A 24,739-nucleotide genomic window follows, 5' to 3' on the forward strand; every position below is an offset into this window, starting at 1 on the left:
GAATACCGGATGGAATATTCCATTCAAGCCCTGTCGCGCCTGTCCGGGGTGACCACCCGCACCCTGCGCTGGTACGACGAAATCGGTCTTTTGAAGCCCAGCCGGGTGGCGGAGAGCGGGTACCGCTATTACGGCCCGGCGGAGGTGGACCGGCTTCAGGACATCCTCTATTACCGGGCCCTCGGGGTGGAGCTGGCCCGGATCAAGAGGTGCCTGGACGACCCCTCCTTCGACCGGCTGGCCGCCCTGCGCAGCCACCTGACCGCCCTGGAGGCGGAGCGGGCGCGGCTGGAGGGCCTGATCCGGTCGGTACGACAGACCATCGGAGCCGAAGAAAGGAAGGAAATCATGGACGATAAGCAGAAATTTGAGGCATTCAAACAGCGGGTTGTGGACTGGCACCAGGAGACCTATGGGGCAGAGGCCAGAGGCCGATATGGTGACGCCGAGGTGGACGAGGCCCAGACTGCGGTTTTGAACCTGACCCCAGAGCAGTACCAGGAGTGGACGCGGCTGGGCGGGGAGCTCCAGACCGCGCTGGAACGAGCGGTGGCCTCCGGCGCTTCTCCGGAGGGGGAGGACGGCCGGGCGGCTGCGGCGCTCCACCGCCGCTGGCTCACCCTCACCGGCAACCAGTACGACCCCGCCAAGCACCGGGGCCTGGCCGAGCTGTATGTGTCTGACCCCCGCTTTACCGCCTACTATGACAGGGCTGTGCCCGGCTGCGCCCGGTTCTTACGGGACGCAGTAGCCTGCTGGGCGGAGAGGCTGTGAAAGGGGGGAGCCGCGCAGCTGCGCGGCCCTCCGCCTTATTCCAGCTCGTCCAGGCGGTCCTGGAGCTCGTCGGCCAGATCCTCCAGTGCCTCGTGGCGTTCTCCCCAGTCCTCATAGGCATCGCTGTCCATATCCTCCGGCTCGAGCTCGTCCAGCTGCTCCAGCACAAGCTGGATCCGTTCCAGGCAGGAGAGAAGTTGAGCGCGGTCCATGCCGTCCAACTCTGGCTGTCCGGGAAAGGCTGGAAAATCAAGCGTGTCCCCCATCCGGGTGCCTCCTTTCGGCTCTATGAAGTATGACGATTCTACCACAGCCGTTCTCTCATGAAAACATTGCAGGCGGGATTTCTTTCCGACAAGCAATGGAATACCGAACGGCGGAGTAGACACCAAAATAAAAAAGATGCGTCTCCCAAAGCCGTGTGACGCAACACGTTCCATAATCGGTTCCGTCTCTTTTTGAAGAGTGCGTTCACTCAAAAATGCTCCCATGATCTTCTTGATAACGTTCCCTTGAATTTCGGTCAAAAATACAGTATAAACTTTTCGCAAGTCTATCATAAAGTTCTCTCGTATAAAGCAAAAGTATTATTGCAAGTAGCTTCTTATTCAGCGTGACTATGATTTTTATTGTACTACATTACGACGGATTTTGCCGCCCCAATAAGACTATGGGGGTTGTTCCCAAAACATACAAGTAACTTTATCGAAGGGACGATTCTCATGAGCAGCAGGCAAAAAAGCATCAAGCCGATGTCAGTAGGAGTTCGAATCCCACCCATTACACGTTTTGACCTTTGAATTTGCTCTGTTTGTATTTGACTGGTGGCATAAGGCGTTTTATATAGGAAAGGCCGAGACTTTTCTAGCAAAAAGGATTTTAGACATAAAATGGCCCTACCTGACCAGAACAAGGATAACCATTTGTTCTGGTCAGGTAGGGCCATTCAATTGGACCCGCCTAACGAGGCAACGACTCTGACAGGCTTTGAAAGATAGCCCGGTTGTGAAGAACCGCCGATGAATCCGGTTTACAGGCGGCGGCCAGTTCATTGAAGGTTTCCGCTCTTTTCTGGTCGCCCAGATGGCTGTAACAGACGCACAGCTGGATACAGGGGAGATAACCATAGCAGTCCGGAGAGACAAAGCCGCCCCTGCGATCATCCCGGGCGCAGGTCAGAGCCAGAGCGTACCAGTAGGCAGCCTGCTGGTACCGCTCCTGCCGGAGGAAGCAGTTTCCGATCTCACAGCAGACCTCTGCCCTGGGTCGGTCGTAGGTGAAGCTGCGAAATAACGCAGCCAGCGCCGCTTGCTCATGGCCCAACTCCTTGTGACAGTAAGCGCAGTGGCAGCATGCGTCAATGTTGTTCTCCACCCAGCCCTGGCCTTCTTCCAAAAATCGCTCAAAGACATCCAACGCCTCCTCCCAGCGATGGTGGCAGTAGAGCTCACGGCCGTAGTAGAACTGCTGACGGGGTTCCAGCTGTTTCCCAGCAGCCAGTTGGGCCTGGTAGATACGCAGGTTCCGGTCTGGGTCGGAGGGGCGGGTCTTGCGGTGGGTGACGGCGAAATCCGAGTACAGGACATTCCCAACCGGCGTGACAACCTCGTGGACGGCTCCTACCCAGCACATCCCAGCCCGGTTTTTAATCAGCCTTTCCCGGTAGTAAGAGAAGGTCACGCGGCCGCGTTCGTCAAAGCCGGTGTGGTAGGGGGCCATGACCACCGAGACAGTTGGGTCCAGAGTCTCTTTTAGGTTGAGAAAAGCCTTCTGATCCTCCTCCAAAAATACGTCGTCGGCATCCAGCCACATGCAGTAGTCCATAGACGCATGGGAAAAGGCTTCGTTCCGGGCGGCGGAAAAGTCATCCTGCCAGGGAAAGTCAAAGATTTGATTGGTAAAGTGGGTGGCAATCTCCCGGGTCCGATCGGTGGAGCCGGTGTCCACAATGATAATCTCGTCCACGAGGCCAGCCACACTCTTCAGACAGCGCTCCAGCACATCTTCCTCATTCTTTACAATCATACACAGACTGACGCTTATCATAGTGGCGCTTCCTTTTGATTCATCATGATATTGTTTCCGCCGGTTTTTACCGGCGGCACTCAGCTCAGACGGATGATGGTCAGAGAGGCCCCCGCGCCGCCGCTTACCAGAATGGCGGTTCCGGCAATTGTGGTAAAGAGCTGCAACGTAATGGTGGAGTTTGCGGGCAGGGTGACCTTAATCTGGTTTTCAAAGTTAGAGGTTGAGACCACCGGGTTGATGGTAGAGGGGATGCTGTTCACCCCGTTGATCACCAGCCGGGTTCCCATCAGCAGGGCCACAGTGGTATTCACATGGTAAGATATCTGATAGGTGCCCGCCGTGGCCACGGTAAACACCGTGTTCCCGGTGTTGGCCGTGATGTCGGGGGACAGAACTTGGGCGTTGGGCAGGGGGATTGGGCTGCCCCCCAGCGCCACCAGAACGCTGCTGCCCTGGGTGTTGGCGGCAAAGCCGGCGGTGGCGGTAAGGTTGGGACCTGTGGCTCCAGTGGGACCGGACGCCCCCGTGGGACCGGTTGCCCCTGCCGCGCCCGCCGCGCCGGTGATGCCAGCTACTCCGACGGCACCGTTTGCGCCGGCGGAACCTGTCGCTCCGGTGGCTCCGGTAGCTCCGACTGCTCCGGTGGGGCCCGTAGCCCCGGTTGCTCCGGTGGCTCCAGTGGGACCTACAGCCCCGGCAGGGCCAACTGCCCCGGTTGCTCCGGTGGGACCAATGGGACCCTGCGCACCAGTGGGACCTGTCGTACCGGTGGGACCTGCGGCGCCCGTCGGACCGGTCGGGCCGTCCGCACCTGTGGGGCCCGTGGGGCCAGTGACCCCGACAGGCCCTTCTGCGGGGCCCGTCGCGCCCGTCGCGCCGGTAGCCCCGGTGGGACCGGGCAGGATGGGGGCGCTCATGGCCGAGGCCAATTTGCCGGTTAGCAGCATCTGCTGCTCCATCACGCTGGACAGCGTCTCCTGCACGCTTTGATTGACCTGCATTACCTCATCCAAAGCCGCAGCCGCTTCAAGGCCTGGCAGAGTACCCAGAACGTATTGCAGCTTTTCACCCTCGGCGTTGAGGATGTGGCTCAGGCTGAGCTCCTCAGCAGCAATGGAGGAAATGATCTCATTGATGCTGCCCTCTCTGCTCAGAGGAGGCTCGATTGGGGGAAAGGTTGGCAGTGACATGAGACATCCCTCCTCAGCTTAGACGGGTAATGGAAAGGGCCGCGCCGGCGGAGCCCGGCAGCAGGGTGGCCACGGAGGCGATGCCAAACATTTGCAGGGAAACGGTGTCCCCGGCGTTTAGGTTCAGCAGGATCTCGTTGGAGAAGTGGCTCAGAGACACCGCAGGGGCCACGGTGGAGGCCGTATTGGCCGCGCCATTGATAAGAAGGCGGGTACCGCTGGCCAAGGACGCGGTGGTGTTTACATTGTAAGAAATCTGGTAGCGCCCGGCGTTGGTTACCGTAAACACCGTGTTGGCCCCGTTGACCGTGATGTCCGGGGAGAGCAACTGGCCGTCCGGAAGGGGAACCAGGGTGCCCCCTATAAGGACGGTCAGCGCCGTGCCGCTGGTATTGGCTGCAAAGGCGGAGGTGGCGGTGATGTTGGGACCGGTGGGGCCGGTTGCACCAGTCGCGCCCGTCGCGCCGGTAATACCTGTTGCGCCGGTGGCCCCAGTGGCCCCGGTAGCCCCCGCAACACCTGTAGGGCCGGTGGCTCCCGTAACGCCGGCAGGTCCGGTCGCGCCGGTGGCCCCGGTGGCTCCCGTGGCCCCGGTGGCTCCAGTAGCCCCGGCAGCTCCAGCCGCGCCGGTGGCCCCTGTCGCGCCAGTAGGCCCAGTGGGCCCAACCGCACCAGTCGCCCCAACCGCACCGGCAGCGCCAACAGCTCCGGTGGGGCCGGTTGCACCGGTTGCGCCGGTGGCCCCGGTCGCGCCGGTGGCCCCGGTCGCGCCAGTAGGCCCTCCGGCAGGCCCGGTAGCTCCGGTTGGCCCGGTGGCGCCGGTTGGACCCTGCATGGGGGAGGCTGTCAAAGCGCCCTGCATCTTTGCTTTCAGAAAGAGCTGGTTCTGCGCCGCGGTTTCCAGCATACTGCGGACGCTCTCATTGGCGGCCAGCACGTCGCTGACTGTGGCGGGAGGGCCGCTGAGACCGGGCAGGGTTCCCAGAATATATTGCAGTTTCTCTCCTTCAGCGTTGAGAATATGGCTCAGGCCGAGTTCTTCCATCGCAATAGAAGAGAGAATTTGATTAACTGCGTCTTCCCGTTCAATGGGGGGATTCACTACGGGAAAGCTAGGCAGAGACATTATCGGGAATCTCCTTTCAAATTGAGAGGTACATACTAATATGCACCGGTGCGCTGGCGGGAGCGAGGCACTCCAAAACGTCGCGCTGGGACATTCTATGTATCTTCCAGCCAACAGGTTCCCGGTGGAACAAAACTGCCCCGGATGTCATAGGGTAAGACGGCGGCATGGATATCCTGCCGCACATCTTGGACCCGGCCCCGCCGGGACGAACTATGGAGTTTCAATATGTCTATGCCCTCCTTTCCACCCAACGGGGCGGATATGACCCAAGAGGAAGCTCTGACCATGATTATCGCGTCCATTGCCATGGAAGAGCTTGCCCTGAGTCATATTCTCAACGCTGAGGGTGAGAAACTACAATATATCCTGGGGACTTTGCCCGGCACAAGCCCCTGTGCCTGTCCCCATGACGTGCTGGCCGTCAACAAAAGCGTCACCGCCCTTGTTGAGGCAGTGACGCAAAACCAGATGCTGTTGAAAAACAAGCTGGCTCAGGTGCTAGAGTTTTGCCCGCTTCCATCGCCCCCGCCGCCAGCTTGTAAGCCGGAGCCGGGGCCTACGCCCTGTCCTTCTCCTTGCCGGCCAGATCCCTGTGTGTCCCAGTGTCCGGTGTCCTGCTCCCCACCCCATCTAGTGTCTCATCAGGTACTGTCCTGTGAAAAAAGCGCTGTTCAATTAATAGGACTGCGGGAGAGAATGCTGTGGAATCCGGACTGTCGCCTGTGCTGGAGACAGCGAAGCCGTTCAGGAAAAGATATCTGTTTGGACGAACGTACCCCTGCTCAGATTCAGCTTGATCCAGGGAAAACCTACGCAGTCCAATACGCACTGAATGTCTGCGCCACATCACCGGAAGAGGGGACAATTCTCCTCAGACAGTCGCCCTGTGGTGCGTTTACAGATGCGCTGCCTCTGCATTTTTCCATAGGACACCCGGCACACGGTCAGCAGACATTGCACTATGTCTCTGTAATGCACCCCTGTATAAACAATGGATACAGCGTGAAGTTGTCCCTGATGCTTGACGCCAAAGCGCCTCTGTATGTGGAGCAGGCAGTGATGGATGTGGTAGAGCTTTGATGACATGATTGAGCATTTTAATAGCATGTAACGGCTCTGCCGGGCACAAGAGAATCCAGTACAAAGGAGATAAAACGAATTTTGCTGCCGGACAAAGAATGGCTGGAAAGCCAGATAAAAGCAGGTGTTATATTATGAGCGGAACCTCATGACAACCTCCGGCTTCACCTTGGATCGAGAACGACAGAATATACCTTACGGTAAAAATGACCATACAGCGTCCATCCTTATTGACCGCAATCGCTGTCAGAATGGCCACATTAGTTTGCTGATAGTAGCCGGAGAACCCACGTGGTCTCAGTTATATCCTCCACACGCCGGATGGATACGCCGGCTAGATACATCTCGATCAGGGTTTCTTCACACTGCTCTCCCGGCAGCGACAGCTCACAATGGCAACCGTTTTAAAGGAAATACCCTTATAAAGTTGATGTGGCAATGCTTAATATGTGGCTGTTATGGTGTTCAAATAGAGCAGAGCCGATAACTGTATTTTACTTGCGTGTTACCGGCTCTGCGTCTAAAGTGTATGTGCTATGATATTTACTTTAGCTTGTCAATTCGCATTTTATACGATTATTTTTCATTGCAATTGACAGTTTTGTTGGTAGTTGCCTTAAGTTGACGGCAGTAGTGCTTATCAAGAAAAACCGCCCTGCGGCAACGACCTACACCATATTACTGCTGCTGGCCCACAATTGGTTTCCCGTTCTTGTCCAGCAAGAGATACAGCCTGTCGGCAGTTCCGAATTTTTCCATCGGATAGTTTACGCCGGTTTCCCGAGCCACAATGATGCTGACACCTCCGTGCGATCTTTGTGAATTTTGAAAAATCATTGAGATTGTCCTCCGGGCATTCTACCTTGTTGGCATCTGGAATTCTGTCAGGGCCTTATTAAGATAATCGTTGAACGGTTTCATAAGGCGGAACAGTTCGACTGCCTTTTCAAGAAATGACTCTGCATCCATGAGGTCGGTATCGCTGACCATATATTCCAGATACCAGCTTTTGAACTTGAGATACTCGGCCTGCGGATGTTCTTTTTCATATCCTGCGGGGACGTTTTTGAGTGCCGTTCCCCGCACGGTAAAATATTTCTTGAAGTCAGGCGCTCCGATAATCTGTTCCCATTCCTCGCCATGCTGCGAAATATAGTTCCGAATCATCGTCGTCGCGTCTTTGAACATATCCGCGAACAGGCCCCCGCCGAGGAAGGTCTGGTCGCCCGGTTTCATCATGAGGTAATATCCCACGGGGATGGGCAGTTTCCCCATGGAGGAAATATGGGTGCGGAACGCAGGATTGTACGGGGATTTGTCGTGGCTGAAACGGGTATCCCTGTTCAGCTTAAAGGTGAGTTCCTTGGGACTGTTATGCAGAACGCTGGGATCAAATTCTCCGATCTGAAAGATGAGCGTTTGAACCAGCGCCTCAAATTCCGCATTGGCCTTTTTGTATTCCGCTTTGTGAGCGTGATACCACTCCCGATTATTGTTTGCGCTTAAATCGGTCAGGTATTTCAGTATGACTGATGTGTTCATTGCTCTGACTCCTCCCTATGCGTTCTGGACGATGGACAGGGATGTTCCGACCAAAAACCTCTGAATGAACTGCTTCAGGGCCGCTGGGGACTGATAGGGTTTGCAGAATGAAAACTCCTCCGACAAATCATCAATGGCCTCCATAGCTGCTTTTACCTCCACCATGGTTTCCATGGATATTGGTGTGGCGGAGGTAAAGTCCAACTGGGCAGGAGAAATCCGATGATTCTGTATCGCGTAATTGACCCGGTTGATGCAATGGCATTTTCCGCGCCCGTATTCCCCGCAATACTCTCCGAGGAAGTCCGCCATTTTCTTTCTGATCCTGGACAGCCTTTGACGGTAGGTTTCCGGTGTGATACCCAAAATATCCCCCGCGATTCGGCTGTCCACTTTGAACATGGTACCCAGGATGAAAATGCACCGGCTTTCCGTATCCAGGCACTGGAGCAGGACGTTGGTGCAGGACATTTTCAATTCCTCCGCCAAAAGGGCCTTTTCCACGTCCTGCGTCAAATCCGGCACATCTTCAGTTTTTCCGTTTGCAATATCATCCCCGTAAAATTCAAAACTGAGGGGGAACTTCGCAAACATATGTTTCTTGTAGTTTTTCAGATGGTTGACCGCGATACTGAATACCCAGGTGGAGAAGGAGCTGTCCTGTTTGAACGAGGACAAATGCGTGATGATTTTCAGCAGAATATCTTGCGATGCGTCCTCTGCGTCCGGGAATGTTCCGAGCATCCGCAGCGACAGGTTAAACACCAGATCCTGTACGCTGAGGATGACGGTTTCCAGAGAATCTTTGTCTCCTGCGACGGCCTTATCAATTAAGACTAGCAGTTCTTTGTTTTGTATGTTTTCCATGATGTTTACCTCCTATATTCAATTAGACAACCGTGGAGCGGACGTGTGACAAGAAATTTGAATTTTTCAAAAAAATATGGCCGACATATCCATCTGGCTTTTTGAATGAAATCAAGACAGGTTTCAGATCATATAACTTTAGCCGCAATGCCAACAATCAGAATCGCCGTGAGAATATACTTTTTTCTTGTCAACAAGAACGTAACTCATGGAAACCTACGGCTTGTCAAATGTATTGAGCTTGGGCAATCCTTTCCTGTAATCTTCGGGTGTGATCCTATACGTTTCCTTGAAAGCCCGCGTAAAATTTGCGTGGCTGGAAAAGCCGTAGTCTAAGGCAACATCAAGGATTCTCTGCTCGAAGTCCCCCAGATTCTCGATCGCCTTCGCCAAGCGGCGGAGTTTCACATATTCTTAAACCGTTTTATTTACCAGCTGCTTAAACAAGCGCTGGAAATAGAAAAGGGACAGACCGACAGTGCCTGCCAGCGCTTCTGTCGAAATTTCTTCTGTCAGGTGTTCCTCGATATAAGTCAAGGACTGTTCGATTGCTTCCCATGAGTGCATTGCAACACCTCCTGATTGATGTTCATAGTTATGAGCAAAATGTTGTTTGGCCCATCCCTATGACGCTCACATCATACCACATTATTTTTGGTGGGGCTATTCACACAATGCCCTTTTGATATGTGCGCTGTTTGAAATGACCTTTGACCACGAGTATATTGCCGTACACTGCACCCATAGTCAAGTTGAATATCGTTCCAAGGTTCCTACCATATTATAGATTCAATATTACTCCCACCTAAAGTATTTTATTGCAGTTCCTGAACAAACAAGGATAACGCACACCATTACAATGATTGGGAAACCCAAATGATCGATTGGCAGACCGAGGAACGCCGCTTTCATAAGCTGGATGCCTTGGGTTATGGGGAATACGCTGATAATTTTTTGCATGACCTCCGGCATAACCTCAAAAGGCAGGGTGGCCCCGGAGAAAATTAGCATGGGAAAATACAGGATACAGGCGATAACGCTTGCGCTTTTTGTGTTCCTGGCAATACCGCCCACCATCATGCCAATGCTCAATGTAGAACATACAGTCAAAAGCCAACTGCCGACAAACCCGGCCCAGGAGCCGTGTAGTTGGACGCCCCAGGCCAGCCGGGAGAGCAGAAGCAAGGTTATCAGGGACACCAGCGCATAAATCACATAAATCAGAAATTCCACGGCAAGCAGCATACCGGGGCTGATGGGTGTAACCTGAAAGCGTTTCAGGATTTTCCGCTCCCGGTACTCCGCTACCACCAGCGGCAGGCCCATTAGTCCGCCCGCACAGACGGAGATCGCGCACAGTGCGCCAAGGGACTGCTCCAAAAATGAATAGTCCACGCCGTCCGCCGCCGGACTTGCCCCATACAGAAAGCCGAGGATCACCAGCACAACCAAGGGCAGGATCACGGCAAAAATCACCATATTCATATTGCGGATATTCAATTTCAGTTCGTTTTTCAGCAGAGTGCAAAAGGCTTTCATTCCATCCCCTCCCCGGAAAGTTTCAAATAGGCATCCTCAAAATTTCCACAGCCGCTTTTCTTTCTTGCCTGTGCTACGGTTCCGTAAAACACGGCACGGCCTTTTTTGAGAATACAAATTTCGTCACACAAGGCCTCCACCTCGTCCATGAAGTGAGAGGTCAGGAAAATTGTCAGCCCGCCCTCTTTCAGCTCTTTCAGGATTTTCCAGACATCCCGCCGCGCCCTTGCGTCAAGGCCGGTTGTCAGTTCGTCCAGGAAAACAACCTGCGGGTTTGGGATCAGAGCCAGCACGATGAAAAGCCGCTGACGCTCACCGCCGGACAGACTTTTGACAGACGACTGCGTTTTGTCCCCAATCCCAAATTGCTCACACAGCCCTTTCCAATCAGCGGGGGCCATGTAAAGACAGGCGGTTTCCTCGCACAATTCGGACACCTTAATTTCCGCCTGATAATCGCACTCCTGAAATTGAACGCCTACCTGCTGGAACAGACGGCGGCGGTCTTTCCTGGGGTCAAGTGAGAGGATAGAAACCGTCCCGCCGTCCGCCCGCTTTGTTCCCAGGATGCACTCGATGGTAGTGCTTTTTCCGGCTCCATTGGCCCCCAGCAGGCCAATGGCCGTACCGCGTTTTACCGACAGGCTCACATGGTCTACCGCAAGGAGTGAACCATAAGCCTTGGTAACGCTTTCGACTCTTACAACTTCTTCCACGTCGATACCTCCTTTTTTGATGATACAAGAATACCATCAAGGAGAACTTTGGTGGTAAGATGGAGGGTTTCAAAAATTTTCTTTCATTTCTTTCAGCATATCCAGCATTTTTAAGGCGTTTTTCTCCGCCGAGGAAAGGGAGATAATCAACTTGTCGCAGACGGAGATAATATCATCGTCTTGCCGCGGCGTGTTGAGCGCCAGCTTAATGTCAGTATTCGGATTTTTGGAGAGCTGCTGGAGCATCCGCAAAATTGCCTCCAGGGAATAATTTGCACACCGCAGAGAGCGGATGATTTTCAGGCGCTTTATATCCCGCTCCGAGTAGACACGATACCCATTCTGTTTCCTCTTGACCGTCAACAGACCATTCATTTCCCAATTTCGCAGCGTGTCCATTGAGATACCCAAATAATCAGATACCTCTTTCCGTTTCAAAAAAACCGGAGTATCCAGGCTGTCCCCGGACAGGATATGCTGAACAATGCGGATGGCCTCCTCCGCATAGTCGCGCTCTTTCCCCAAATCGGAGATATATTCCTGTGTGAGCAAAATGGCTCCATCAAAATCTTTTTGCGCGGACAGCTTTACAACCGCCACAATCTTTTTTCGCAGACCGCCCTGCAACACTTCAATCTGAAAAGCGGTTCGGGCAAGCCAGAATTGTTGAATGTGAAAAGTTGTAAAAACACGATAACCGTTTGCCTGCCGTTTTGCTGCTGGGATCAGCCCCCATTTTTCGTATAGGCGGACGGTGTTCGGGTGTACTCCGATGACTGCCGCAACTTCGGCGGTTTTGTATATTACCAAATCATTCACCCCCTAATTGTACGATTGTACCTCATTTCTAAAGTCTGGTGGTACAGTGGAGGGTTTTATTATAACTTTTCTGTCTCTCTTTGCATAGAATCCTACCGCATTTTCATTTTTTCTCATATACTTGGCAATTACCACCTACTCCGCCCAAGTAAATGTAGAAAGACCGTCCTATGCTTTCGAGGTGTTCTTCAATCCAATTATTTGGCTGCAAATAATTTGGCTATCTATTCAAGATGACCGGGGATTAAAGGTTCGGATACCAGCGCAGCAGGTCGGACAACCCTTCATCCTCCAATTTTTCTACCACATATCGTAGCCATTCTTCTGGAGTAGGCACATCTCCGATATGAGGTATCTTTTCCCATTGTGTCCGCCGTATAGGGTCAGGATCGTTTATACCAGTTTCAATGCGGGCTGCAATGATGGAGCGCATTTCTTCTACAGATATGTTGCGGTCTTGGGCCAGCTTTTCAAAAAGGGTCTTATATTCAGACAAAAGTAAGCCTCCTTTCACGGCATAGGTAGTATGCCACATTTGGGGCATATAGTAAACGATTATATGACCGCACGCGGCCATTCAATATCTACCAATCCTGACTATTATATTACCGTCTACGGGCTTAAAATAGATACAAAAAAGGCGGCGATAAAAATGGATGTGCAAAAACGCATCAGGGATTTGATGAAACTAAGAGGCTGGACAGATTATCGTCTTGCGAAAGAGGCGAACCTTTCCCACTCTACAGTCACAAATATGTTCAACAGGAACAATGCCCCAACGCTACCGACTCTGGAAGCTGTGTGCAGAGCGTTTGGCATTAACTTGGCACAGTTCTTTGCTGATGAGGTTGATCCGGCACAACTGACCGATGAGCAGCGCACACTTTTTGCGAGGTGGAGTTCGCTCACGGAGCGCCAGAAAAGCCTCTTGCTTGACCTTATGAAAACAATGTGAAACCCGCCGATTCTCTTTGCCAAGAATCGACGGGTTTTGTTTGCGTACCCATAGTATAACGAAATGCCTGATCTTTTAACGAAACCTCTCCAAATTGCTGAAACCACACAATAACATAACGATTCTCCAATAAAACAACGATTGCCCCCAAACACAAAAAGCGCCGCCACTGATTTGGAATTACTCCAGCCAGCGGCGGCGCTTTTCATAAAAGTGTTATATAATCCGCGATTTTCAGCCGTTTTCAAGCAAAAAAGTAAGGACGATAATCTTGATACCCTTGTATCAAAATCATCGTCCCCACATGGTGCCGGTAGTGGGACTCGAACCCACACGATGTTGCCATCAACGGATTTTGAATCCGTCACGTCTACCAATTCCATCATACCGGCAATGGAACTGCAAAATATTATACACGACATTGAAGCGGTTGGCAAGTCTTTTCGATGGAGGAAAATCAGAAAATAATCGGTTAATTAACATACCATTTCCGGTAGAGATGTGCTATGATAATCTTGATTTTATAACTTATCCCATGGAGGGGTTCCGACGATGAAAAAATGCAGGCTGCTTTTGGCGGCGGGGCTGCTGATGTTTCTGACCGGCTGTTTTTCCCAGTCGGTGGAGGAATTCTACGCGCCTCCCAAGGCGCCCGACGATTATCTGAAGCTGGACAATGAGATCAACAAGGTGCTCACGCAAGGGGGCGAGTACGCCGCGCCCCTCAGCGGGGAGCTGACCCAGAAGGTGCAGCTTCAGGATTTGGACGGGGATGGCGTACAGGAGGCTATTGCCTTTTTCCGGGTGAGTGCGGATGAGCGGCCGCTGAAGATCTACATCTACCGCCAAGTGGGGGAGAACTACGAGGTGGCGGCCGTGATTGAGGGCTCAGGAAATGCGATTGACTCCATCTACTATGAGAACCTTGACGACAGCCCCTCCAAGGAGCTCATCGTGGACTGGGAGACAGCGGGGCAGAGGCACTCCCTGGCGGCTTACTCCATCGACCGTTATGAGGTGCTTGAGTTGATGCGCACCGACCACGCCGGCTTCCAGATTTATGACGTTGACGGGGATGGACAGAAGGAAATCCTCGTGCTCCAGATGGCGGCAGGGGAAGTGGGCCAGGCAGAGAGCTTTGTCAACAGCGCGCCGGGCAGCCGAGTGGAGGTCTATAACTTCCGGGATGGTATCCTGGAGCTGGACGCCTCCGCACCACTGTCCAACGGGGTGGAGAAGCTGGTCAGCATGAAGACGGGCTATCTCCAGAACATGGCGCCGGCGCTGTTTGTCACCTCCACCTACGCTGAAAACGGGCAGATCACCGACATTTTCGCCTGGAAAAACGGGGGGCTGGAGAATGTGACCCTGGAGCCGGACACCGGCGAGAGCGACAGCACCATCCGGTGGTCCACCGAGGTGGAGAGCACGAAGGTATCCTATACCGACATCAACCATGACGGCATACTGGAGCTGCCATCCGCCTATGCGCTCCCCGATCCCAACAATGTGGGGACGGCCCCCAACTTCTGGGCCATCCGCTGGTGGCAGTACGACATCAACGGGGTTTCTCATCTGGTATATACCACCTACCACAACAGCCGGGACGGCTGGTACTTTGTTCTGCCCGAGGCGTGGTCGGGGAAGGTGACGCTCTCCCGCAGCGACTTGGCGGGCGGCGGCGAGCGGGCCGTAATCTTTTCTTACTGGGAGGGAAGCGCGGACACAGCGCCGGTGCCGTTCCTGGTCATCTACAAGCTGACCGGCGACAACCGCGTAATGCGGGCCAACATGGCCGACCGCTTTCTCCTGCCCAACACCGGGGAGGAGAAGGAGACCATTTATGCCGCGCGCCTGATCGAGAGTGGTTGGGACTGCGGCTTGGACGAGGAGGGCGTAAAGGCCAATTTCGCCCTGATTACCAGCGATTAGCGCCCACGGCGGACGCCTGTGTGCGAAAGGAGGAAACGGGATGAAAAAGGTACTGGTGCTGGAGGATGAGGCGAACATCCGCAGCTTTGTGGTCATTAACCTTAAGCGGGCCGGCTATGAGGCCATCGAGGCCGAGACCGGGGAGGAGGCGCTGGCCCAGCTCAAGCGCAACCCGGACATCAAGGTGGCGCTGCTGGACATCATGCTGCCCGACATGGACGGATTTGAGGTCTGCCGCCGTATCCGGGCGGGAGACAACAACATCGGCATTATCATGCTCACCGCCCGCACGCAGGAGATGGACAAGGTGACCGGGCTGATGACCGGGGCGGACGACTATGTGACCAAGCCCTTCTCTCCGGCGGAGCTCACCGCCCGCATCGACGCCCTCTACCGCCGTACCGGCGGAGGGGACCCGGTGGATACCGGCGAGATCAGCCAGCCGCCTTTCCTGCTGAACACCCGCAACCGTACCCTGGAGAAAAACGGACAGCGGGTCAAGCTTACACAGGTGGAGTACTCCATCATAAAGCTGTTTATGGACAACCCGGGAAAAGCCCTCTCCCGGGAGGAAATTCTCGACTCGGTGTGGGGACGGGACTACTTCGGCGAGCTGAAGATCGTGGACGTAAACATCCGACGCCTGCGCATTAAAATCGAAGACGACCCCACAAATCCTGCTTATATCACCACCGTGTGGGGATACGGGTATAAGTGGGGCTTTTAGCCAGAGGCGGACGGGGCGTCTTCGATGGGCCCCGCCCTGGGGCGGGGCGGCGCGGAGCGCCGTACAAGCGTTTTTGCCGGAGGCAAAAGCCTTGGCCCGGGGCAATTCACTTGCCCCGGGCAGAGGGAAAAGAGGGGTCCCCGCAAAGCTCTGCTTTGCGGGGCATGACGATCCCACAAATCCTGCTTATATCACCACCGTGTGGGGCTATGGATATAAGTGGGGCTTTTAATGCCGGCCGGGCGGCCGGGATCTAGAACCAAACCCAGGTGGTGACAACAAGATCCATGAAGAAAATCACAGGTATCCGAAAGCGGTGGATGGTGAACTCCATCAGTGTGGTGCTGTTTATCGTGCTGCTGGCGGTGGCGGCCTTCTCCGCCGCGATGGGGAGCTACTACTATTCCACCCTGAGTGAGTCTCTCAAGCAGAAGGCGGAAAACGCCATCAGCAGCTTTGACTACTACCGCACAGAAGCCGAGTATTACGACAATGCCCGGGCGGTGGTGGCCGGGGAACCCAACAGCGACAAGCTGGAGGTAGAGTATCTGGATGCCGACGGCCAGATTCGCTTTTCCAGCTCCGACCTGACGGCCTTTCGCTCCCCCGGAACGCCGGACATTGCCGAGGCCATCAGCATGAAGCGCACTAAGGTATGGATCGGCGCCGACCCCAGCACCGGCGAGCACATCATGGCCGCCTCCAGCCCCCTGATGATCGACGGGGAGGTGGTTGGGGTCATGCGGTATGTCACCTCCCTGAATAAGGTGGACAAGCAGATTATCATCATCGTGGCCATCGCCTTGGGCATCGGTCTGGGTATCCTGGGCATGGTGTACTTCTCCAACCTCTACTTCATCCGCTCCATCGTAGACCCGGTGGCGGGCATCACGGAAACCGCCAAGCGCATCGCCGCGGGCTCCTACGGCGTACAGATTGAGAAACGCTATGACGACGAAATCGGCGCCCTCACCGACACCATCAACGACATGTCGCTGAAGATTAACCAGAGCGAAAAGATGAAAAACGAGTTTATATCGTCAGTGTCCCATGAACTGCGTACTCCCCTGACCGCGATCAATGGCTGGGCGGAAACCATCATGAACGGCGAGGTGCGGGACGCGGGAGATGTGAAGAAGGGGATGGGGATCATCGTCTCCGAGGCGCGGCGGCTGACCAACATGGTGGAGGAGCTGCTGGAGTTCTCCCGCATCCAGGACGGCCGCTTCACCCTGTCAGTGGAGCCCATGGACATCAAGGCGGAACTGGAGGATGCGGTCTACACCTACCGGGAGTTCTTCCGGCGGGAGGGCATTGAACTCAACCACTTCGACTGCGACGAGGAGTTTCCGCCCATCGCGGGGGACCCGGAGCGGCTGCGGCAGGTGTTCTGCAACCTGTTGGACAACGCCGCCAAGCACGGCGGCTCGGGCAAGCGCATTGATACCGCTATCGCCCGGGACGAGGACCAGGTGGTTATCACCATCCGGGACTACGGCCCCGGTATCCCGGCCGAGGAGCTGCCCCACGTGAAGTACAAGTTCTATAAGGGGTCCTCCAAGGCGAGGGGTTCCGGCATTGGACTGGCGGTGTGCGACGAGATTATCACCCGCCACGAGGGTACCCTGGATATTGACAACGCCGAGGGGGGAGGGTGCATTGTAACCATCCATCTGCCAATCCGAGCTCAGGCGGCAATCGAACAAAAGTTCTAAAAATCAAACCCGCGCCCCTTGCAATCGGGGCGCGGGTTTGGTACAATAGACGAAACGATTGAATCCAATTAGTTAAGGAGAACAGTGTACGAATGCCAAATGAAACAAAGCAATCCTGCGCCACAGCCTACAAGACCATGATCGGCGGACAGGCTCTCATTGAGGGGATCATGATGCTGGGACCGGAGAAGAAGGCCGTTGTGGTGCGCAAGCCGGACGGCGAGCTGGAGGAACAGGTGGAGGAGCGGGTGCTCATCAAGGATAAGCACCCCGCCCTGGGCCTGCCGCTGCTCCGGGGTGTCTTCAATTTCTGCTCCTCCCTGGCCAACGGCGTCAAGGCGCTGATGTACTCGGCTTCCTTTTTCCCGGAGGACGAGGAGGAGCCGGAGGAGCCCTCCCGGTTCGAGCTCTGGCTGGACAGACACCTGGGCAGCGAGAAGGCCGCCTCCTTTTTTATCACCGTGGCGGTGGTGCTGGGCATCGTTTTCTCCGTGGGGCTGTTCATCCTGCTGCCCACCGCCCTCACCGGACTGGTGGGCCTGGCCGTTCCCCTGCCCATGTGGCTGCGCAACCTGCTGGAGGGCGTGGTGCGTATCGTCATCTTCATGGGCTATCTGATGCTCTGTTCCCATATGAAGGACATCCACCGGGTGTTCCAGTACCACGGCGCGGAGCACAAGACCATCTTCTGCTATGAACACGGCCTGCCCCTGACGGTGGAGAACGTGCGTATTCAGCCACGCCACCACCCCCGCTGCGGAACCAGCTTCCTCTTTGTGGTGATTGTGGTGAGTATCCTGCTGTCCAGCGTGCTGTTCTCCTTTGTGGAGGTGACAAACACGTTTGCGAGGATGGGGCTGCACCTGCTGCTGTTGCCGGTGATTGTCAGCCTGACCTATGAGCTGAACCGTGTGGTGGGGCGCTACGACAACCGGCTCACCCGGCTGGTGTCCGCTCCCGGCATGTGGCTCCAGAACTGGACCACCTTTGAGCCGGACGACTCCATGATCGAGGTGGGCATCCGGGCATTTACACTGGTGCTGCCGGAGGAGAAGGGGAAGGATCAGTGGTAAAGGGGACCGGCGGGATGAGGCACCAGCAGAAATAAAACCGCTGTGCCGCCCAGACGGCAGAGCCCACGTGAGGCGATGCATAGTTGTCCCATGAAGAAAATGGGGGGATAACCGCCTGGTATTCCCCTGGAGAGAGGAAATTAGAGAGAGACAGAGGAGTGGTTTCTGTATGGCGGCCACGTACAACAACCTCTACCTGGATGCCCGCAAGCGGCTGAGAGAGGCCGGCGTGGAGGGCGCCCAGCTGGAGGCGCGGGAGCTGGTCTGCTGTGCGGCCGGCAAGAGCCGGGAGCAGTTTTACCGGGATATGGCCCTTTATGCCTCCGACCCGGTGGAGGAGAAGCTGGCGGAGCTGCTGGAGCGGCGGCTGGCCGGGGAGCCGGTGGCCTACCTCATCGGGGAGTGGGAGTTCTATGGCCTGGGCCTGGATATCACCCCCGACGTGCTGATCCCCCGGATGGACACCGAGGTGCTGGCCGAGCGGGCCATCCTGCTGGCCCGGGCCGCCGGAGAGGGGGCGAGGGTGCTGGATTTGTGCGCCGGGAGCGGCTGCGTGGGTCTGGCGGTGGCCGCCAACGTGCCAGGCTGCCGGGTGGTGCTGGCCGATGTGAGCGAGGCGGCCCTCCGGCTGTGCAAGCAGAATGTCCGCCGCAACGAGCTCAACGCCCGGGTGACCTGCGTTCAGGCCGACGCCCTGGAGCCGCCCGACGCGGCCCTGTGGGATTTCGACGTGATCGCCTGCAACCCGCCCTATATCCCCACCGGGGATATCGCGGAGCTGGACGTGAGCGTGCGGGACTACGAGCCCCGCTCCGCCCTGGACGGCGGGGCCGACGGACTGGACTTTTACCGGGCCATCGCCGCCCAGTGGGGGGCCGCCCTGCGGCTGGGCGGAGCCCTGCTGTTTGAGGTGGGCATCGGCCAAGCCGGCGACGTGGGGGCCATTCTGGCCCAAAATCAGTTTGAGCAGATTCAGACCTTCCAGGACACCCAGGGCATCGGCCGGGTGGTGGAGGGCGTTTTGAATTCATAAGGGCGGGCAGCGGCCCGCCCGCCGTGAGAGGAGAAGTACATACATGGCAGACAAGAAGAAGGCGGCGGTGGAGTCCGCCGCCCCCGCCGCCGATAAGAAGAAGGCCCTGGAGACCGCCATGGCCCAGATCGAGAAGGCCTACGGCAAGGGTTCCATCATGCGCCTGGGCGACAACGCCGACATCGTGGTGGAGGCCATCCCCACCGGCTCCCTGTCCCTGGATCTGGCCCTGGGCATCGGCGGCGTCCCCCGGGGGCGCATCATCGAAATCTACGGCCCCGAGTCCTCCGGTAAGACCACCCTGGCCCTCCACATCGTGGCCGAGGCCCAGAAGCGGGGCGGCGAGGTGGCCTTCATCGACGCCGAGCACGCCCTGGATCCCTACTATGCCCGGGCCCTGGGGGTGGACATTGACTCCATGCTGATCTCCCAGCCCGACACCGGCGAGCAGGGCCTGGAGATCTGCGAGGCCCTGGTGCGCTCCGGCGCCATCGACGTGGTGGTGGTGGACTCCGTGGCCGCCCTCACCCCCCGGGCCGAGATCGAGGGCGACATGGGCGACTCCCATGTGGGCCTGCTGGCCCGCCTCATGAGCCAGGCCCTGCGCAAGCTGGCCGGCTCCATCGCCAAGACCAACTGCGTGGTCATCTTCATCAACCAGCTCCGCGAAAAGGTAGGCGTGATGTACGGCAACCCGGAGGTCACCACCGGCGGCCGGGCGCTGAAGTTCTATGCCTCCGTCCGCATCGACGTGCGGCGTATCGAGTCGCTGAAAAGCGGCTCGGAGATCATTGGCAACCGCACCCGGGCCAAGGTGGTCAAGAACAAGGTCTCTCCTCCCTTCAAGGAGGCGGAGTTCGATATCATGTACGGCGAGGGTATCTCTAAGATCGGCGAGATCCTGGATCTGGGCGCCAAGCTGGATCTGGTGCAGAAATCCGGCTCCTGGTTCGCCATGGGGGAGACCCGCCTGGGCCAGGGCCGTGATGCGGCCAAGCAGTACCTGAAGGACAATCCGGAGGTGTGCGACAAGCTGGAGGCCGACATCCGCCGCAACGCCTACAAGCTTATGAGTAGCCAGGCCCGGGCCGCGGCCAAGGCCGCAGGCCGGGCGGTGGACATCTCCGCCGAGGACTTCGAGGATGCGGATTCGTAAGCTGGCCCCCTCCGTCCGGGTGGGGGGCCGCTGGCTCTGCCACCTGGAGGACGGAACCATCCTCCGCCTGGGGGAGAGTGAGGTGGTGGCCTTCGGCCTGGGCACCGGAAAGGAGCTGAGCGGGGCGGAGCTGTCCGCCTTGACTGAGGCCGCCCGCGCCGCCCAGGTGCGGGAGAAGGCGGTGGAGCTGCTGTCCGCCCGCCCCCTCTCCCGGAAGGAGCTGGTGGAAAAGCTCACCGCCCGCCCCCGGAACCGGGAGAAGGAGCCCCTCTGCGGCCGGGAGGCCGCCGAGGCGGCGGCCGACTGGCTGGAGGGGCTGGGCTATCTGGACGACGGGCAGTATGCCCGCGCGGTGGCGGAGCACTGTGCTGCCAAGGGCTACGGTCCCGGCCGCATCCGGGAGGAGCTCTACCGCCGGGGGGTGCCGCGGGACTGCTGGGACGGCGCTCTGGAGGGGCTGTCCGGCCCGGAGGAGGCCATCGACGCCTTTTTGCAGAAGAAGCTGCGGGGGGCGGAGCTCTCCGACCCCAAGGTGCGCCGGCGGGCAGCCGACGCTCTGGCCCGCCGGGGCTACCGCTGGGAGGACATCAGTGCCGGCCTGCGCCGCTATGGTGCGGAGCCGGAGGAATGGTAGGAAGAACGCGGCGGACCGCCGCATGTGAGAAAGGAGCACAGACCATGGACACGATGGAAGCCCTGCTGACCCGCCGCAGCATCCGGAAGTACAGGCCGGAGCCGGTCTCCATAGAGGATTTGAAGGAGATTTTGGCCGCCGGGGCCACCGCCCCCTCCGCCGTCAATATGCAGCACTGGTATTTTGTGGCCGTACAGGACCCCGCCGCGCTGGAGGAGGTCAAGGCCATCATGGGCGGCGTGGTGGAGAAATTCCAGCCTGTGCTGGAGGAGCGCTTTTCCCGCCACCCGGAGCAGATCGGCATCACCAACCGCTTCCTGTCCACCCTGGGCGGGGCGCCGGTGTGCCTGCTGGTTTTCATGCTCAAGCCGGACTATCCCGATCGGGACGGAGCCATGCAGAGCGTGTCCGCCGCCATCGAGAACGTGCTGCTGGCGGCCTGGGCCAAGGGCATCGGCTCCTGCTGGCTGTCCGCGCCCCAGCGTATGGGCTTCGGCCCTGCGTTCCAGCGCCGCTTCGCCCCCGACAAGGGGGAGTTCGTGGCAGCGGTCACCCTGGGCTACCCCGACCAGCAGCCCAAAATGCCGCCCCGGCGGGACGGCCGCTATCTGATCGTATAAGGAGAAGTTTTCATTGAAGGTTGCATTTGTATCCCTGGGCTGCGCCAAGAATCTGGTGAACACCGAGCAGATGATGGCACTGGTCCGAAGCGCCGGGCATGAGATCACCGCCCAGCCCGAGGGGGCGGACGCGGCGGTGCTCAACACCTGCGGCTTTATCGACTCTGCCAAGAGCGAGGCCATTCAGAATATCCTGGAGCTGGCCGAGCTGAAAAAGGAGGGGAAGCTGGGCAAGCTGCTGGTCACCGGCTGCCTGTCCCAGCGCTATCAGGACGAGCTGATGGAGGAGCTGCCCGAGGTGGACGGCGTCATGGGCACCGGCAGCTACACCGAGATCGTCCCCGCCCTGGAGGAGCTGATGGCCGGGGGCACGCCCCACCGCTTCGGGGATATCGACCACACGGAGGAGGACGGGGCGCGCATCCCCGCCACCCCCTCCTACACCGCCTACCTGAAGATCGCCGAGGGCTGCGACCATCGGTGCGCCTTCTGTATCATTCCCAAGCTGCGGGGCCGCTACCGCAGCCGTACCATGGAGTCCCTGCTGGCGGAGGCCAAGACCCTGGCCGACGCCGGGGTGAAGGAGCTCATCGTCATCGCCCAGGACATCACCCGCTACGGCATTGATCTCTACCACAAGCGGATGCTGGGGGAGCTGCTCACCGAGCTGTGCAAGCTGCCCTTTCACTGGATTCGCCTGCACTACCTGTACCCCGACGATCTGGACGACGCCCTCATCGACGTCATCGCCCGTGAACCTAAGGTGCTCAACTACATCGACATCCCCCTCCAGCACATCAACGACGGCATTCTGAAGCGCATGTGCCGCCGCTCCACCAAGGCGGAGATCCTCGCCCTGCTGGCCAAGCTGCGGGACCGCCTGCCTGGTCTGGTGCTGCGCACCTCCCTGATCTGCGGCCTGCCCGGCGAGGGGAAGGCGGAGTTTGAGGAGCTGTGCGAGTTTCTGCGGGAGGCCCGTATCGAGCGGGCGGGCATCTTCCAGTTCTCACCGGAGGAGGGCACCCCCGCCGCCGAGATGGAGGATCAGGTGGACGCCGCCACCGCCGAGCGCCGGGTGGAGCTGGTGGTGGAGCTTCAGTCCCGGGTGATGGACGCCTTCAACGAGGAGCGCCTGGGCGAGTGCCTGGAGGTGCTGTGCGAGGGCTTTGATGCCGAGATGGGCTACTATGTGGGCCGCACCTATGCCGACTCCCCCGACGTGGACGGCAAGGTGTACTTCACCGCCGGCGGCCTGGTGCCCGCCGGGGCGTTCGTCTGGGTGCGCATCACCGGCACCAGCGACGGGGATCTCACCGGCGAGATAGAGGAGTGAAGCAATGAATACCGCCAATAAGCTGACCATGCTCCGGGTGGCGCTGATCCCGGTGTTCCTGATTCTGCTCTATCTCCGCTTCCCCTTCCACATGTATTTCGCCCTCACGGTCTTTATTCTGGCCAGCGTAACCGATTTTGTGGACGGCTACATCGCCCGCCACTACAACCAGGTCACCGACTTTGGCAAGTTTATGGACCCTCTGGCCGACAAGGTGCTGGTCATGGCCGCCCTGCTCTGGTTCGTAGAGGCGGGCCGCTTGCCCGCCTGGGTGCTTCTGGTGGTCATCGTGCGGGAGTTCGCCGTCACTGCCCTGCGGCTCATCGCCGTGGAGCGGGGGCGGGTAATCGCCGCCGCCTGGTCGGGCAAGGTCAAGACGGCCTCCACCATGGTGTGCATCTGCCTGATGCTGCTCATTGCCCGGCCTGCGCTGGATCTGGTGTGCGCGGCGGTGATCCTGGTCACCACTGTCTACTCGGGCGCGGAGTATTTTGTGAAGAACAAAGATGTGGTGGACTGGAGTAACCTGTAATGCTGGATTTTACGAAAGAGCTTTGCCCCGACCGGCCGCTGATCCACCCAACCTCCCAGACGAAAAACTGCCGGTTCGGCCGCTATGTGGAGATCGGCGACCACTGTGTGCTGGAGGAGACCGAGGTGGGGGACTACACCTACTGCTTCGGCTCCAACGACATCATCTATACCGCCCTGGGCAAGTTCAACTCCATTGCCACCGGCGTGCGCATCAACCCGGTGCAGCACCCGGCCAAGCTCCGGGCGGCGGCCCACCACTTTACCTACCGCTGCTCCCACTACGGGCTGGGGCCGGATGACGCGGCTTTGATCGACTGGCGGAGGCAGAACCACCGGGTGGTCACCGGAAACGACGTGTGGCTGGGCCACAACGCGGTGCTCATGGGCGGCGTCACCCTGGGCGACGGCGCGGTGGTGGGCGCGGGGGCCGTGGTGACCCATGACGTGGCGCCCTACGAGATCGTGGGCGGAGTACCCGCCCGGCACATCGGCTGGCGCTACCCGCCCGAGCTGATTGCCGCCATGGAGCGCATCCGCTGGTGGGACTGGAGCCACGACATGCTGAGGGAGCGCCTGCGGGACTTTGACGACGCGGCGGCCTTCTGCCGGAAGTTTGACCCGCAATAGAAAACGAGGGCCCGTTGCTTTCATCCAGAAAGCAACGGGCCCTTGCATTAAAAGACCTGCTGGAATAGATTGAACAGGAACGTTAGCAGGGGAATGGCGTTGATACCTAGCACAATAGCTAAAACGGTCATCCAAAAGCTCAACGGCTCCCTCTGTGTTCGGACAGGCGGAATGTAGATGGGTGAGGAGACCTCCTCGCCTACCACAATTTTAGAGGAGATACCGTACCCGGCCAGTACTTGCACCAACCGCTGGGCCTCACGCGGCTTCAGGTGAGTGACCAGCACCGCCGGGGCCCGTTCCAGCAGGGCTTGCGCATCCTTCTGAGAGAGGCCCAGCTCCTTGGAGAGACAGTGCAGAGCGGCCGGGATATCCGCGTGTGGGCCCAGACCGGTGAACACGAGCGAGTACTGCCTAGGGGCCCGCTTGGGGGGAGGGAAACTCTGGAGTGGATAACCGCAGTGAATGCAGGCCAGGGCTTGGTCAGATACCTCTTTTCCGCACTCAGGACAGGAGATCAAGGCCATAAGATACCTCCTCTTGTGTAAAAGCTGGGGGATTCCGGTTCCATAATAACAGGTTAATCTATGGTTTGCAACCGTACTCCGCCTTGACACATTTCCCGGAACATAGTAGTATACTAGAACAGTTGAATTGCGTGAGGAACGGAAATGGTACCCAGCGAGTAACCCGCCAAAGAGAGAGCGTTACCGGCT

At 57.6% G+C, this 24,739-nt stretch carries 28 protein-coding genes, 1 tRNA gene and 1 pseudogene; 14 read left to right on the plus strand and 16 right to left on the minus strand.

The window, feature by feature from the left end; genetic code table 11:
• Window positions 1-9: 9 nt before the first annotated feature.
• On the plus strand, window positions 10-774 hold the full coding sequence (locus tag ACESY8_RS11425) for a MerR family transcriptional regulator (protein ID WP_009261408.1): 765 nt from the start codon (window positions 10-12) through the stop codon (window positions 772-774).
• 35 nt (window positions 775-809) lie between these two features.
• On the opposite strand, the gene ACESY8_RS11430 is transcribed toward ACESY8_RS11425, so the two are convergent.
• The 4 genes from ACESY8_RS11430 to ACESY8_RS11445 form a co-directional block, all read right to left on the minus strand.
• Window positions 810-1,040 carry a hypothetical protein gene (locus ACESY8_RS11430; protein WP_007491523.1) on the minus strand — a complete coding sequence of 77 codons (231 nt, stop codon included), beginning with the start codon at window positions 1,038-1,040 and terminating at the stop codon, window positions 810-812.
• A gap of 694 nt (window positions 1,041-1,734) precedes the next feature.
• Window positions 1,735-2,820 carry a glycosyltransferase gene (locus tag ACESY8_RS11435; RefSeq protein ID WP_054338360.1) on the minus strand — a complete coding sequence of 362 codons (1,086 nt, stop codon included), beginning with the start codon at window positions 2,818-2,820 and terminating at the stop codon, window positions 1,735-1,737.
• Window positions 2,821-2,879: 59 nt separating this feature from the next.
• Window positions 2,880-3,992, minus strand: coding sequence for a BclA C-terminal domain-containing protein (locus ACESY8_RS11440; protein WP_044939576.1), 1,113 nt, complete (start codon window positions 3,990-3,992; stop codon window positions 2,880-2,882).
• A gap of 13 nt (window positions 3,993-4,005) precedes the next feature.
• Complete coding sequence (locus ACESY8_RS11445) at window positions 4,006-5,118, minus strand: BclA C-terminal domain-containing protein (protein WP_054338359.1); 1,113 nt, start codon at window positions 5,116-5,118, stop codon at window positions 4,006-4,008.
• 264 nt (window positions 5,119-5,382) lie between these two features.
• On the opposite strand from ACESY8_RS11445, the gene ACESY8_RS11450 reads away from it, so the two are divergent.
• Window positions 5,383-6,201, plus strand: coding sequence for an alpha-helical endospore appendage domain-containing protein (locus tag ACESY8_RS11450; RefSeq protein WP_421823255.1), 819 nt, complete (start codon window positions 5,383-5,385; stop codon window positions 6,199-6,201).
• Between the two features lie 287 nt (window positions 6,202-6,488).
• On the opposite strand, the pseudogene ACESY8_RS11455 reads toward ACESY8_RS11450, so the two are convergent.
• The 10 genes and pseudogenes from ACESY8_RS11455 to ACESY8_RS11500 form a co-directional block, all read right to left on the minus strand.
• Window positions 6,489-6,622 (minus strand): annotated as a pseudogene (locus ACESY8_RS11455) (transposase); the annotation flags it as partial.
• A 257-nt stretch (window positions 6,623-6,879) separates the two neighbouring features.
• Complete coding sequence (locus ACESY8_RS11460) at window positions 6,880-7,038, minus strand: DUF6440 family protein (RefSeq protein ID WP_204681352.1); 159 nt, start codon at window positions 7,036-7,038, stop codon at window positions 6,880-6,882.
• Between the two features lie 21 nt (window positions 7,039-7,059).
• Entirely contained in the window at window positions 7,060-7,743 is a 684-nt protein-coding gene (locus tag ACESY8_RS11465) for a DUF2461 domain-containing protein (protein WP_054338358.1), read from the minus strand.
• Between the two features lie 15 nt (window positions 7,744-7,758).
• Window positions 7,759-8,610: an RNA polymerase sigma factor gene (locus ACESY8_RS11470; RefSeq protein ID WP_434307955.1), complete on the minus strand. Its 852-nt coding sequence runs from the start codon at window positions 8,608-8,610 to the stop codon at window positions 7,759-7,761.
• Window positions 8,611-8,826: 216 nt separating this feature from the next.
• Window positions 8,827-9,018: a helix-turn-helix domain-containing protein gene (locus tag ACESY8_RS11475; RefSeq protein ID WP_353956946.1), complete on the minus strand. Its 192-nt coding sequence runs from the start codon at window positions 9,016-9,018 to the stop codon at window positions 8,827-8,829.
• 6 nt (window positions 9,019-9,024) lie between these two features.
• A complete protein-coding gene (locus ACESY8_RS11480) occupies window positions 9,025-9,177 on the minus strand; it encodes an AraC family transcriptional regulator (RefSeq protein WP_353956947.1) in 153 nt (50 codons plus the stop codon).
• 228 nt (window positions 9,178-9,405) lie between these two features.
• Entirely contained in the window at window positions 9,406-10,149 is a 744-nt protein-coding gene (locus tag ACESY8_RS11485; protein ID WP_204681348.1) for an ABC transporter permease, read from the minus strand.
• Window positions 10,146-10,865, minus strand: coding sequence for an ABC transporter ATP-binding protein (locus tag ACESY8_RS11490; protein ID WP_054338356.1), 720 nt, complete (start codon window positions 10,863-10,865; stop codon window positions 10,146-10,148). The genes ACESY8_RS11485 and ACESY8_RS11490 overlap by 4 nt, the downstream gene beginning before the upstream one ends.
• A gap of 69 nt (window positions 10,866-10,934) precedes the next feature.
• A complete protein-coding gene (locus tag ACESY8_RS11495) occupies window positions 10,935-11,675 on the minus strand; it encodes a MerR family transcriptional regulator (RefSeq protein ID WP_054338355.1) in 741 nt (246 codons plus the stop codon).
• 253 nt (window positions 11,676-11,928) lie between these two features.
• Window positions 11,929-12,180 carry a hypothetical protein gene (locus ACESY8_RS11500; protein ID WP_054338354.1) on the minus strand — a complete coding sequence of 84 codons (252 nt, stop codon included), beginning with the start codon at window positions 12,178-12,180 and terminating at the stop codon, window positions 11,929-11,931.
• A 156-nt stretch (window positions 12,181-12,336) separates the two neighbouring features.
• On the opposite strand from ACESY8_RS11500, the gene ACESY8_RS11505 reads away from it, so the two are divergent.
• Window positions 12,337-12,639: a helix-turn-helix domain-containing protein gene (locus ACESY8_RS11505; RefSeq protein ID WP_174888196.1), complete on the plus strand. Its 303-nt coding sequence runs from the start codon at window positions 12,337-12,339 to the stop codon at window positions 12,637-12,639.
• Between the two features lie 305 nt (window positions 12,640-12,944).
• On the opposite strand, the gene ACESY8_RS11510 is transcribed toward ACESY8_RS11505, so the two are convergent.
• Window positions 12,945-13,031 (minus strand) — tRNA-Leu (locus tag ACESY8_RS11510).
• A gap of 160 nt (window positions 13,032-13,191) precedes the next feature.
• Between ACESY8_RS11510 and ACESY8_RS11515 the strand changes: the two genes are divergently transcribed.
• The 11 genes from ACESY8_RS11515 (at window position 13,192) to ACESY8_RS11565 (ending at window position 24,023) form a co-directional block, all read left to right on the plus strand.
• On the plus strand, window positions 13,192-14,571 hold the full coding sequence (locus ACESY8_RS11515) for a hypothetical protein (protein ID WP_007493840.1): 1,380 nt from the start codon (window positions 13,192-13,194) through the stop codon (window positions 14,569-14,571).
• A 40-nt stretch (window positions 14,572-14,611) separates the two neighbouring features.
• Window positions 14,612-15,298 (plus strand): response regulator transcription factor, encoded by a 687-nt coding sequence (locus tag ACESY8_RS11520; RefSeq protein ID WP_007493839.1) that lies wholly within the window; start codon window positions 14,612-14,614, stop codon window positions 15,296-15,298.
• Window positions 15,299-15,585: 287 nt separating this feature from the next.
• Window positions 15,586-17,013 (plus strand): sensor histidine kinase, encoded by a 1,428-nt coding sequence (locus ACESY8_RS11525; RefSeq protein WP_054338353.1) that lies wholly within the window; start codon window positions 15,586-15,588, stop codon window positions 17,011-17,013.
• Window positions 17,014-17,105: 92 nt separating this feature from the next.
• A complete protein-coding gene (locus tag ACESY8_RS11530) occupies window positions 17,106-18,086 on the plus strand; it encodes a DUF1385 domain-containing protein (RefSeq protein WP_054338352.1) in 981 nt (326 codons plus the stop codon).
• Window positions 18,087-18,255: 169 nt separating this feature from the next.
• Window positions 18,256-19,119 carry a peptide chain release factor N(5)-glutamine methyltransferase gene (gene prmC / locus ACESY8_RS11535; protein ID WP_065534952.1) on the plus strand — a complete coding sequence of 288 codons (864 nt, stop codon included), beginning with the start codon at window positions 18,256-18,258 and terminating at the stop codon, window positions 19,117-19,119.
• 43 nt (window positions 19,120-19,162) lie between these two features.
• Complete coding sequence (gene recA, locus ACESY8_RS11540; RefSeq protein ID WP_007493829.1) at window positions 19,163-20,275, plus strand: recombinase RecA; 1,113 nt, start codon at window positions 19,163-19,165, stop codon at window positions 20,273-20,275.
• Window positions 20,262-20,909, plus strand: coding sequence for a regulatory protein RecX (locus ACESY8_RS11545; RefSeq protein ID WP_054338351.1), 648 nt, complete (start codon window positions 20,262-20,264; stop codon window positions 20,907-20,909). The genes recA and ACESY8_RS11545 overlap by 14 nt, the downstream gene beginning before the upstream one ends.
• A 44-nt stretch (window positions 20,910-20,953) precedes the next feature.
• Entirely contained in the window at window positions 20,954-21,529 is a 576-nt protein-coding gene (locus ACESY8_RS11550; RefSeq protein ID WP_007493825.1) for a nitroreductase family protein, read from the plus strand.
• A gap of 13 nt (window positions 21,530-21,542) precedes the next feature.
• Complete coding sequence (rimO, locus tag ACESY8_RS11555; RefSeq protein WP_204682084.1) at window positions 21,543-22,862, plus strand: 30S ribosomal protein S12 methylthiotransferase RimO; 1,320 nt, start codon at window positions 21,543-21,545, stop codon at window positions 22,860-22,862.
• Window positions 22,863-22,866: 4 nt separating this feature from the next.
• Window positions 22,867-23,394, plus strand: a complete 528-nt coding sequence (pgsA, locus tag ACESY8_RS11560) for a CDP-diacylglycerol--glycerol-3-phosphate 3-phosphatidyltransferase (RefSeq protein ID WP_007493822.1) — start codon at window positions 22,867-22,869, stop codon at window positions 23,392-23,394.
• On the plus strand, window positions 23,394-24,023 hold the full coding sequence (locus ACESY8_RS11565) for a DapH/DapD/GlmU-related protein (protein WP_024723205.1): 630 nt from the start codon (window positions 23,394-23,396) through the stop codon (window positions 24,021-24,023). The genes pgsA and ACESY8_RS11565 overlap by 1 nt, the downstream gene beginning before the upstream one ends.
• Before the next feature lie 47 nt (window positions 24,024-24,070).
• Here the strand turns inward: ACESY8_RS11565 and ACESY8_RS11570 are convergent, their stop codons facing one another.
• On the minus strand, window positions 24,071-24,550 hold the full coding sequence (locus tag ACESY8_RS11570) for a zinc ribbon domain-containing protein (RefSeq protein WP_009257752.1): 480 nt from the start codon (window positions 24,548-24,550) through the stop codon (window positions 24,071-24,073).
• Window positions 24,551-24,739 lie beyond the last annotated feature (189 nt).

The sequence above is a fragment of the Clostridium sp. ATCC BAA-442 genome (assembly GCF_964239415.1).
GTDB classification, from domain to species: Bacteria; Bacillota; Clostridia; order Oscillospirales; family Oscillospiraceae; genus Flavonifractor; species Flavonifractor plautii.